11 protein-coding genes are annotated in these 10,944 nt (G+C 63.0%); 9 read left to right on the forward strand and 2 right to left on the reverse strand.

The genetic code is table 11. The features are described from left to right. The 6 genes from ACNFCJ_RS23490 to ACNFCJ_RS23515 form a co-directional block, all read left to right on the forward strand. A partial coding sequence (locus ACNFCJ_RS23490; RefSeq protein ID WP_416773822.1) for a hypothetical protein occupies positions 1-259 on the forward strand: 259 nt, incomplete at its 5' end. After that, a complete protein-coding gene (locus tag ACNFCJ_RS23495) occupies positions 256-1,017 on the forward strand; it encodes a 5'-nucleotidase, lipoprotein e(P4) family (RefSeq protein WP_099525759.1) in 762 nt (253 codons plus the stop codon). The genes ACNFCJ_RS23490 and ACNFCJ_RS23495, both read left to right, overlap by 4 nt. 116 nt (positions 1,018-1,133) lie before the next feature. Then, entirely contained in the window at positions 1,134-1,817 is a 684-nt protein-coding gene (gene tsaB, locus ACNFCJ_RS23500) for a tRNA (adenosine(37)-N6)-threonylcarbamoyltransferase complex dimerization subunit type 1 TsaB (protein ID WP_416773823.1), read from the forward strand. 113 nt (positions 1,818-1,930) lie between these two features. Then, positions 1,931-2,275: a hypothetical protein gene (locus tag ACNFCJ_RS23505; RefSeq protein ID WP_106734408.1), complete on the forward strand. Its 345-nt coding sequence runs from the start codon at positions 1,931-1,933 to the stop codon at positions 2,273-2,275. Between the two features lie 42 nt (positions 2,276-2,317). Beyond that, positions 2,318-3,187 carry a DUF72 domain-containing protein gene (locus ACNFCJ_RS23510; RefSeq protein WP_416773824.1) on the forward strand — a complete coding sequence of 290 codons (870 nt, stop codon included), beginning with the start codon at positions 2,318-2,320 and terminating at the stop codon, positions 3,185-3,187. Between the two features lie 12 nt (positions 3,188-3,199). Then, on the forward strand, positions 3,200-3,901 hold the full coding sequence (locus tag ACNFCJ_RS23515) for an extensin family protein (protein ID WP_416773825.1): 702 nt from the start codon (positions 3,200-3,202) through the stop codon (positions 3,899-3,901). 251 nt (positions 3,902-4,152) lie between these two features. Here the strand turns inward: ACNFCJ_RS23515 and ACNFCJ_RS23520 are convergent, their stop codons facing one another. Beyond that, entirely contained in the window at positions 4,153-4,920 is a 768-nt protein-coding gene (locus tag ACNFCJ_RS23520; protein WP_416773826.1) for a hypothetical protein, read from the reverse strand. 106 nt (positions 4,921-5,026) lie between these two features. On the opposite strand from ACNFCJ_RS23520, the gene ACNFCJ_RS23525 reads away from it, so the two are divergent. Then, positions 5,027-5,812, forward strand: a complete 786-nt coding sequence (locus tag ACNFCJ_RS23525; RefSeq protein ID WP_179544234.1) for a class I SAM-dependent methyltransferase — start codon at positions 5,027-5,029, stop codon at positions 5,810-5,812. Positions 5,813-5,824: 12 nt separating this feature from the next. Here ACNFCJ_RS23525 and ACNFCJ_RS23530 read toward each other — a convergent pair whose 3' ends face one another. Beyond that, on the reverse strand, positions 5,825-6,460 hold the full coding sequence (locus tag ACNFCJ_RS23530) for a TetR/AcrR family transcriptional regulator (protein ID WP_416773827.1): 636 nt from the start codon (positions 6,458-6,460) through the stop codon (positions 5,825-5,827). Between the two features lie 91 nt (positions 6,461-6,551). Here ACNFCJ_RS23530 and ACNFCJ_RS23535 point away from each other — a divergent pair, with 91 nt between their 5' ends. Together ACNFCJ_RS23535 and ACNFCJ_RS23540 are read left to right on the forward strand one after the other, a co-directional pair. Then, a complete protein-coding gene (locus ACNFCJ_RS23535; RefSeq protein WP_416773828.1) occupies positions 6,552-7,655 on the forward strand; it encodes an efflux RND transporter periplasmic adaptor subunit in 1,104 nt (367 codons plus the stop codon). A gap of 6 nt (positions 7,656-7,661) precedes the next feature. Then, a complete protein-coding gene (locus ACNFCJ_RS23540) occupies positions 7,662-10,736 on the forward strand; it encodes an efflux RND transporter permease subunit (protein ID WP_416773829.1) in 3,075 nt (1,024 codons plus the stop codon). Positions 10,737-10,944: the final 208 nt, after the last annotated feature.

Here is a 10,944-nt window from a genome sequence, read left to right on the forward strand (position 1 = left end):
CCTGAGCGCTGCACTTTGCATCATTGCACCAGTAAAAACACAAACGCCCCGAATCAATCGAGGCGTTTGTATTGAACCGGTTCAGTTCAGAACGTTTTCACACAGTCTGCTAAAGGGGCCTTGTTCGTTTATGGAACCTGATACGTTCTGGTCGCTCTCAAGCATGGCCGCGCAATGCGGGCCGACTAATATCGACGATGCAGCCTCCGGCCGGCGCCGGGGCGTGTCGATAACTTATAAGGAAGAGGGCATTCAATGACCGAGAAACGCATCTGGCTGGGCCTTGCGGTATCGCTGCTGGCCACTCCGCTGGCATTTGCTGACAGCAAAGAAGATTGTTCCGTCGCCGAATTCACCATGGGTTTGCGCTTTCAGCAGCAGTCCGCGGAGGTCCAGGCGCTGCAACTGCAGGCCTACAACATCGCCACTGAGAAGCTCGACAAGGCTGTGGCGGCGGCGAAGGATCCCTCGAAGCTGGCCATCGTCACCGACCTCGACGAAACCGTGATCGACAACAGTGCGCTGCTGGCGCGCGATCTGGCCAACTGTCATCAGTACGATGCCTGGGACACCTGGCTGCCCTGGGAACGTGACGGTACGCCGGAGCTGATCCCTGGCGCGAAGAAGTTTCTCGAGCATGCCGACAAGCTCGGCGTGACCATCCGCTACGTCTCCGATCGTGCCGACGAGCAGAAGAAATACACCCTGGCCACCCTGAGCAAACTGGGCCTGCCGCAGGTATCGGAAGAGAGCGTGCTGCTGCTCGGGCCGCCCAAGGTCGAGCGTCGCGCCATCGTCAGTGCCGATCACCAGATCATCATGCTGCTGGGCGATACGCTGCATGACTTCGATGCGCGTTTCCGCAAAACGCCGCTCGACGCGCAGCGCAAGACCGTTGCCGAAGAGTCGGACAAGTGGGGTGTGGAGTGGATCGTGTTCCCCAATGCCGGATATGGCACCTGGTCCAAGGCGCCGCTTAAAGGCTGGGAGGCCGAGCCGGTAGTCGAGCCTTGGTAGGGCAACGCTGATCCCCGTCGGTCGCTCGGCGTAAGCCGGGCGCCGACATGGTGCTGGAAAAAAAGTCGTCGAGCCGGTCTAATGCCGGCTCTTTTTTATTCAGCTGTCCGAATGCAATGACCACTCTCCTGGCCCTCGATACCGCCACCGAAGCCTGCTCCGTCGCGCTGCTGCATGATGGTCGCGTGCTCAGCCACTACGAAGTCGCCCCGCGTATGCACGCGCAGCGTCTGTTGCCGATGATTCAGCAACTGCTGGGTGAGGCGGGTATCGCCGCTTCGGCACTCGATGCCATTGCCTTCGGCCGTGGTCCGGGTGCGTTCACCGGGGTGCGTATCGCCATCGGCGTGGTACAGGGCCTGGCCTTTGCACTGGATCGACCGGTGCTGCCAGTTTCCAATCTGGCCGTGCTGGCCCAGCGCGCGCTGCGTGAGCAGGGCGCGACTCAGGTTGCCGCCGCCATCGACGCGCGCATGGACGAGGTTTACTGGGGTTGCTACCGCGCAGAAGCCGGCGAGATGCGCCTGCTTGGCCAGGAAGCGGTGTTGCCGCCGGAGCAAGCTGAAGCGCCGCGTGGCAGCGATGGTGAGTGGTTCGGCGCCGGCACGGGCTGGGGCACCTTCGCCGCGCGTCTCGCCCTCAGGCCTGTGGGCATGGATGGCAGCCTGCTGCCGCATGCCGAAGACTTGCTGAGCCTGGCTCGTTTTGCCTGGGCGCGTGACGAGGCGTTGCCGGCTGATCAGGCGCAACCGGTGTACCTGCGTGATCAGGTCGCCACGCCGAAAGCACCACCGGCATGACAGCTGGTCGGATGCTTGGCGCCAGTATTCCCTTGGCATTTGCCAACGACGCAGGCCGCCGCTACATTGCCAGCACTGTCCCTTGTTCAGCCGAGCCCACCGAGCAGTCCTAGATGCGGATCGACGGTTACTTACCCTCCTACTCGCCAGATCGTGGCCCCCGTTCGGGCACCGCGGTCACGCCCTATCGCGAGGCGCAGCGGGAGGTCGAGGCTCAGCGTGAACAACCGGCTGCACCCGCCAGTAGCCAGGGGCTGGAGCAGGCGCCGCAGATTCGCCGCGTACAGGCCAGCAGCAGTAACACCGACAGCCTGCCGACCCGCTCGCAGGATCTCGGTTATCAACAGCCTGCGCTGAGTAACCGTGCTGCTCAGGCGTTGGCCAGCTACAGCACCACCGCCGCTTACGCCAGCGATTACGATGCGCAGGAAGTGCTCGGGCTCGATCTCTACGCGTAACCCCGTTTCACACCCTCTCAGCCAGGCCCGCTAAACCGATCGATGAGCGCCGCGCTTCCCTATTACCTCGGTTGTCCATCCTGGAGCGAAGCGGCCTGGCGCGCCACGCTGTATCCGCAGGATACCCGGCCAACCGAGTTTCTCAGCCGCTACACCGAGGTATTCAACGCGGTGGAAGGCAACACCACGTTCTATGCCAGACCCAGCGAGCAAACAGTGGCGCGCTGGGCGCAGGCCATGCCGGCGCACTTTCGGTTCTGCGCCAAGTTGCCGCGAGACATCAGTCACAGCGAGGATCTCTGTCAGCAACTTGATGAGGTCACGCAGTTTCGTCAGTTGCTGGCACCGCTCGGCGAGCGGGTGGCGCCATACTGGCTGCAGCTGCCGGCCAGCTTCGGTCCGTCGCGCTTGGCGGAACTGGCGGCGTTCATCGAACAGTGGAGAGACTGGCCGCTGGCGATAGAGGTGCGCCACCCGGAGTTCTTCGCCAAGGGCGATGCCGAACGCGTGCTCAATCGCCTGCTGCACGAGCGTGGTATAGAGCGCATCTGTCTGGATTCGCGTGCGCTGTTCAGCTGCGATTCGCAGGAGCCCGCCGTGCTGCATGCGCAAGCCAAGAAGCCGCGCTTGCCGACTCGGCCTACCGCGTTCAGTCAGAGCCCGCAGTTGCGCTTCATCGGCCATCCCGAGTTGTTGGCCAACGACCCCTTCATGCGGCCCTGGCTGGACAAGGTTGCCGGCTGGATCGAACAGGGGTTGCGCCCTCATGTCTTCGCCCATACCTCGGACAACCGCCTGGCACCGGAGCTGGCGCGGCGTTTTCATGAGCAGCTGATGCAGCGCCTGCCCGGCCTGCCCGAACAGCCGGTGTTGCAGACGGAGCCGGAACTGGAGCAGCTTGGCTTACTCTGATGGAGCATGGATATGCTGATACGGATAATCGGCCGTTTGCTGTTTCTCTCTGTGCTACTGGGCTCGGCGTTGCTGGTAGCGCTGTGGCGTGGTTGGCTGGATGTGGCGCCGCGTTTCAACCCCTGGGCGCCGCTGGACGTGCGAGAAACGCCGAACCTGCTGACCCCCTTCAAACTCTGGCGCCTGAGCGAGGATCGTGAGCTATGCGACCTGGCCTTGGCGACTTCTGACCTGCGTTTTACCCGTCTGCCCGACAGCACGCCGCATCCTGGCTGCCCGATTGAAAATGCCGTGCGTATTCAGGGGGCCAGCGTTGGTCTGAGCAGCAGTTTCATGGCTACCTGCCCGTTGGCGGTGAGCTTCGCTTTGTTCGAGCGACATGGCCTGCAGCCGGCTGCGCAGGCAGTGTTCGGCCAGCCGGTGACCCGGGTCGAACACGTCGGCAGTTTCGCCTGTCGCAGCATTGCCGGCAGTCAGCGGCCCAGCCAGCATTCCTATGCCAATGCGCTGGACATGGTCGGTTTCCGTCTGCGCGACGGCCAGCACATCAGCGTGCTGCGCGACTGGCCGGGGCAGGGCGACAAGGCGCGCTTTCTGCGCCTGGTACAGGAAGCAGCCTGTGACAGCTTCAATGTCACCCTGGGGCCTGAATACAACGCTGCGCACCGCGATCACTTTCACGTGGACATGGGCATGTGGCGCATGTGCCGCTGACGCGCTTGCGATCTGTAGGGCGGGTGCAACCCGCCATAGCGCCAATGGCGGGTTGCACCCGCCCTACGGCAACGAAAAAGCTTCGCCATCCCTAGCAGGCTGTTGAAAAACTACCTGCGTTGCCATTGCTGCGTTAAAAACAGGCTCGTGCGCGAGTCCGATCAAAATGCTCATTTACAACTCGTAAACTCCGCTTTTTCGCCTGTTTTTGCCTTGCACTGGCTGCCTCGGCTACGTTTTTCAACGGCCTGCTAGCGTTTGGCCAATAGCAGATCGGCTGCCTGTCCGCTGCGCCCATCGGCGAATTCGAATCGACCCAGCTGCGCGATCTGGTCGTAAGCGCCGAGGGCGATGCTGACGTCGCGCGCGCGCAGGTCGATGGCGCTGACGCCGGCTTCGCCGAGCATTTGCAGCTGCTGGCGGCCCTGGGCGTCGAAACGCAGCAGGCGCAGTTTGTCGAACACGGCATCGGCCGCATCGATACGGCCGTCGCCGTTATCGTCGAAGCGTGCCAGTTCGGCGAAGCCATTGGCAGCCCCATGCTGATCGCCGAACAGTTCGCGGCCATCGTCGATGCGTCCATTGCCGTTGCGATCCAGCGCCAGTAGCGCATCGTCACCGGTGGGTGCGCTGATCGAATCCATACGGCCGTCGGCATCCAGATCGAAACGCACCGGACGGCCAAGACCACTGGTAGAGAAGCCGTTGCCAGCCATATCCAGCACCAGCGGGTCGACCTGCTGGGGCGCCTGGCCCACGCTGACATTCAGTTCCAGACCGCGTTGGTCGATTACCGCCTGGCTGACCACGGCGGCGCTGCTGGGCACGGCAGGTGGCTCGGCGGTTTCCCGCAGCTCACGAGCGATCTCACCGGGCTTCTGCTCGTCTTCGATACCCAGGGTGCGGCGCAGAATCTGATAGTTGATGGATTCGTGCGTCGCGCGGTCGAGTTCTTCATCGAGAGGACGAGCGCTGGTGGGGCTGCTGTTTGGGCGTGGAGCGGAGAGGGCGTCGAACATGTTCACTCTCGATGCGGCTGTCGGCGGCCGGGTCTGGCAGAATGCCGCTTCTTCGATATCGGCCGAGTGGCCGGTGCTTTGAGTGATTTTTGAGCAGAACGAGCCAATGACCGACGAGCGGCACAACGCCAGCATTCGCATCCAAGCCTTGCATCCTCAGTACGCCGAAGCGGCCGCCCGGTGGGCGTCACGTCTGGGCCTGGCGCAGGAGGGCGAGACTGAGTTCGCTCTGCAACTGGGTGACGACGGGCTACAATTGGTCGAGCTGGGCGACAAGGCGCCTGGTCCGGTGCGGGTGGATTTCGTCGAGGGGGCGGCGGCGCATCGCCGCCAGTTCGGCGGCGGCAGTGGGCAGATGATTGCCAAGGCCGTAGGCGTGCAATCGGGCATTCGGCCACGGATTCTCGACGCGACGGCGGGGCTGGGGCGTGACTCGTTCGTGCTGGCCAGCCTGGGCTGCGAGATGACCCTGATCGAGCGTCAGCCGCTGGTCGCTGCGCTATTGGAAGACGGCCTGCAGCGGGCGGCGCTGGATTTCGATGTGGCGCCCATCGTCGCGCGCATGCGCCTGCTTACCGGAAATGCCATCGAGCTTATGCGCAACTGGCAGGACGAGGCACCGCAGGTGATCTACCTTGATCCGATGTTCCCGCATCGTGACAAGAGTGCGCTGGTGAAGAAGGAAATGCGCCTGTTCCGCCCGTTCGTCGGTGATGATCTGGATGCGCCGGCGTTGCTCGAAGCGGCGCTGGCGCTGGCCACTCATCGCGTGGTTGTCAAGCGCCCACGCAAGGCGCCGGCCATTGAAGGGAGCAAGCCGGGCTATGTGCTGGAAGGCAAGTCGAGCCGTTACGACATCTACCCGAAGAAGAAGCTGGAAGCCAGCGCGTAGCGCCTCCCCGGTTCAGGGTCGGTAAGCGCGCAGAAACAGCTGTACCGCGTCCTGCACATGATGTTCCGCGGCTTCACCCTCAAGCGGCTCGCCACAGCCGATCAGCAGGCGGAAATGCGCGCCGCCCTTGAGCAGGCTGAAGAAATGGTCGGCGGCCAGGTGCGGATTGTCCAAGCTCAGCAGTCCGCGCTGGGCCGCTTTGTGCAGCAGCACTTCCATCTCATCCTGCACCCGTTTCGGGCCGGCTTCGTAGAACATCTGCGACAGCTTGGAGCCCTGACTGGCCAGGCTCACCATCATCCGGTGCATTTCCACTGATTCGCGGCTATTGACCAGCGCCAGGAAGCCGCGCGCGATGCCCATTAGCTGGCTTTCCAGCGGTACGTTCTCCGGTAGCTCGAACAACAGTTCGGGGAGTTGCTCTTCGCATTTGGCCTTGATCGCCGCGGAGAACAGGGTCTCCTTGTCGGTGAAGTGGCTGTACACCGTGAGCTTGGAAACACCCGCTTCGGCAGCGATGGCGTCCATGCTGCTACCGTCATAACCATTACGCAGGAACAGGCTCTTGGCCGCCTCGAGGATGGCGCGACGTTTGGCGGGGTCTTTCGGACGACCGGGGCCGGAAGGTTGTAACAACTTGTCAGGCATTGGCGGATTTTAATACTGGACTGGCGAGTTTGCTATTTTTACTATACCCGCCAGTACAAATATTCCAAACCTTCTCTGAAAGGTCTTACACATGTCTCGCCATGTTCTCCCGCTCGTTGCTTCTCTGGGTCTCGTCTTCCTGTTGTCTGCCTGTGGTAACGGTGAACAGGCGGAGCAGCCGATCCGTCCTGCCATGGTGGTGCAGCCGCAGCCCGCTACGGCGCTGGTCGACAGCTATCCGGGGGAGGTGCGCGCCCGCTACGAGCCGGAGCTTGCCTTCCGTATCGCCGGCAAGGTGAGCAAGCGCACGGTGGATGTCGGTGACCGGGTGAAGAAGGATCAGGCCCTGGCCGAACTTGATCCACAGGACGTGCGTCTGCAACTGGAGGCCACTCGCGCGCAGATGGCGGCAGCCGAGGCCAACCTGCAAACCGTGCGTGCCGAGCGTGAGCGCTACAAGAAGCTGCTCGAGCGCAATCTGGTCAGCCGTTCGCAGTTCGACAACGTCGAAAACCAATACCGTTCCGGCGAAGCACGCTTGAAGCAGGTCAAGGCCGAGTACGACGTGGCCCGCAATCAGACCGACTATGCCGTGCTGCGGGCCTCGCAGGACGGCGTGATCGCCCGTCGTGCGGTCGAGGTGGGGCAGGTGGTGGCGGCTGGTCAGACGGTGTTCACACTAGCTGCCGACGGCGAACGCGAGGTGTCGATCAGCCTGCCGGAACAGAGCTTTGGTCGCTTCGAAATTGGTCAGGTGGTCGAGGTCGAACTGTGGTCGCAGCCTGATCAGCGCTTCCCCGGCCGCATCCGCGAGATGGCCCCGGCGGCCGATCCGCAGTCGCGCACTTTCGCCGCACGTGTCGCGTTCACCGAAGGCAAGGTGCCGGCTGAGTTGGGGCAGAGCGCGCGGGTGTTCATCGCCAGCAATGGCGAGGTACCGCTGGCGGTACCGCTGTCGGCACTCAGCGCCGAGCAGGATCAGGCGTTCGTCTGGGTCGTCGATCCGAAGGAACACCGCGTGCAGCGCCGTCCGGTGCGTATCGGTGCCTATGGTGATGACCGTGTGCCGGTGCTGGAGGGGCTGACCGCTTCCGATTGGGTAGTCGCCGCCGGGGTGCAGATTCTTCGCGAAGGCCAGCAGGTTCGCCCGGTTGATCGGGACAATCGCAACGTCGAACTGGCAGCCAAGGAGTAAGCCCGCATGAGCTTCAACCTGTCTGCCTGGGCGCTGCGTCATCGCCAGATCGTCCTCTACATCATGCTGCTGTTCGCCGTGGTGGGGGCGCTTTCCTACACCAAGCTGGGCCAGAGTGAAGACCCGCCGTTCACCTTCAAGGCCATGGTGATCCGCACCAACTGGCCGGGCGCCAGCGCCGAAGAGGTATCGCGCCAGGTCACCGAGCGCATCGAGAAGAAGTTGATGGAGACCGGCGAGTACGACCGCATCACCAGCTTCTCCCGCCCGGGAGAGTCGCAGGTCACCTTCATGGCGCGCGACTCCATGCGCAGCTCCGAGATTCCCGAGCTGTGGTACCAGGTGCGCAAGAAGATCAGCGACATTCGCCACACGCTGCCGCCCGGTATCCAGGGGCCGTTCTTCAACGATGAATTCGGCACCACCTTCGGCAACATCTATGCGCTGACTGGTAGCGGTTTCGACTACGCGGTGCTCAAGGACTACGCTGACCGTCTGCAGCTGCAACTGCAACGGGTCAAGGATGTGGGCAAGGTCGAGCTGGTGGGGCTGCAGGACGAGAAGATCTGGATCGAACTGTCCAACACCAAGCTGGCCACCCTCGGTTTGCCACTGTCTGCCGTGCAACAGGCGCTGGAGGCGCAGAACGCGGTAGCCGCTGCCGGCTTCTTCGAGACCCCCAGCGAACGTATTCAGTTGCGCGTGACTGGGCGTTTCGAGTCGGTGGAGGAAATCCGCGATTTTCCCATTCGCGTTGCTGATCGCACCTTCCGCATTGCTGACGTTGCCGAGGTCAAGCGCGGTTTCAACGACCCACCCGCGCCGCGCATGCGTTTCATGGGCGAGGACGCCCTGGGCATTGCCGTATCGATGAAGGACGGCGGCGATATCCTGGTGCTGGGCAAGGCATTGGAAGAAGAGTTCGCCCGTCTGCAACAGACGCTGCCGCTGGGTATGGAGCTGCGCAAGGTGTCGGATCAGCCGGCGGCGGTGAAGACCGGCGTGGGCGAGTTCGTCAAGGTGCTGGTGGAGGCGTTGGTGATCGTGCTCGCGGTCAGCTTCTTCTCCCTCGGTCTGCGCACCGGCCTGGTGGTGGCGCTGGTGATCCCGCTGGTATTGGCTATGACCTTCGCCGCCATGTACTACCTCGGAATCGGCCTGCACAAGATTTCTCTCGGGGCGCTGGTGCTCGGCCTCGGCCTGCTGGTGGACGACGCGATCATCGCGGTGGAGATGATGGCGATCAAGATGGAGCAGGGTTACGACCGCTTCAAAGCGGCCAGTTTCGCCTGGACCAGTACGGCTTTCCCCATGCTCACCGGCACCCTGATCACCGCTGCCGGTTTCCTGCCCATCGCCACTGCGCAGTCCGGTACCGGTGAGTACACCCGCTCGATCTTCCAGGTGGTGGCCATTTCGCTGATCGCCTCATGGATCGCGGCAGTGATGTTTGTACCCTATCTGGGCGACAAGCTGCTGCCGGATCTGGCCAAACTGCACGCTGCCAAGCACGGCGGCAGCGATTCAGGTCATGACCCCTATTCGACGCCGTTCTACCGCCGCGTTCGCGCCACGGTGGAGTGGTGCGTGCGCCGTCGCGGCATCGTGATCCTGCTGACCATTGCGCTGTTCGTTGCGTCGGTGCTGTTGTTCCGTTTCGTGCCGCAACAGTTCTTCCCGGCCTCCGGGCGCCTGGAGCTGATGGTCGACATCAAGCTGGAGGAGGGCGCTTCGCTGAGCGCCACCGAAGCCGAGGTGCATCGCCTGGAAAAACTGCTCAAGGAGCAACCCGGCATAGACAACTACGTGGCCTACGTCGGCACGGGATCGCCGCGTTTCTACCTGCCGCTGGATCAGCAGTTGCCGGCGGCCAGCTTTGCCCAGTTCGTGGTACTGGCCAAAAGCATTGATGAGCGCGAACGCCTGCGTGGTTGGCTGATCAAGGTGATGAACGACGAGTTCCCGACCCTGCGCAGTCGCGTCAGCCGCCTGGAGAACGGGCCGCCCGTGGGTTACCCGATTCAGTTCCGCGTCAGCGGTGAGCACATCGCCGAGGTGCGCGCGCTGGCCCGTCAGGTGGCGGACAAGGTGCGCGAGAACCCGCATGTGGTGAACGTGCACCTGGACTGGGAGGAGCCGAGCAAGGTGGTGATCCTCAATATCGATCAGGACCGCGCCCGCGCGCTGGGCGTCAACACCGCCGAGTTGTCGCGTTTCCTGCAGGGTTCGCTGTCCGGTACCAGTGTCAGCCAGTATCGCGAAGGTAATGAGCTGATCGAGATTCTCCAGCGCGGCACGCCGCAGGAGCGCAAGGCGCTGAGCCTGCTGCCGAGCCTGGCGGTGCCGACCGACAGCGGTCGCAGTGTGGCGCTGTCGCAGGTGGCGACCCTGGAGTACGGCTTCGAGGAAGGCATCATCTGGCACCGCAACCGTCTGCCCAACGTCACCGTGCGTGCCGACGTCTATGGCAAGCAGCAGCCGGCCAACCTGACCCAGCAGATCCTGCCGACGCTCGACCCGATCCGCGCCGAGCTGCCTGCGGGTTATCTGCTGGAGGTCGGTGGCACGGTTGAGGATTCCCGGCGCGGACAGAAGTCGGTCAACGCAGGTATCCCGCTGTTCATCGTGGTGGTGTTGACGCTGCTGATGCTGCAGCTGAAAAGCTTCTCGCGTTCGGCGATGGTATTTCTTACCGCGCCGTTGGGCCTGATCGGCGTGACCCTGTTCCTGCTGATCTTCCGCCAGCCGTTCGGCTTCGTCGCCATGCTCGGCACCATCGCCCTGGCTGGGATGATCATGCGCAACTCGGTGATCCTGGTCGATCAGATCGAGCAGGACATCAGCCACGGCCTGGACCGCTGGCACGCCATCATCGAGGCGACGGTGCGCCGCTTCCGGCCGATCGTTCTGACCGCCCTGGCGGCGGTGCTGGCGATGATCCCGCTATCGCGCAGCGTATTCTTCGGGCCGATGGCGGTGGCCATCATGGGCGGGCTGGTGGTGGCCACGGCATTGACCCTGCTGTTCCTGCCGGCGCTGTATGCGGCGTGGTTCCGGGTCAAGGAGAGCGAGGCGCAGTAAGTTGTGGGAGGCGCTTTAGCGGCGAGCTTTTAATGCTGTCGCGGCTTTCAAGCTCTTCCCCGCAAAGTTGCTGGTAGCAATAAAAAACGGGAGCCATAGGCTAATGCCAGTCAGTTAAGCTGACTGGCATTTTTATTTCTGGTCGGATACTTGGACGGCTTGGGTTTGACCGCTCGCGGATAACTGCGATCCTCACGGCGATGAGGTA

Source organism: Pseudomonas sp. NY15364, assembly GCF_048068235.1.
GTDB lineage: Bacteria > Pseudomonadota > Gammaproteobacteria > Pseudomonadales > Pseudomonadaceae > Aquipseudomonas > Aquipseudomonas mendocina_D.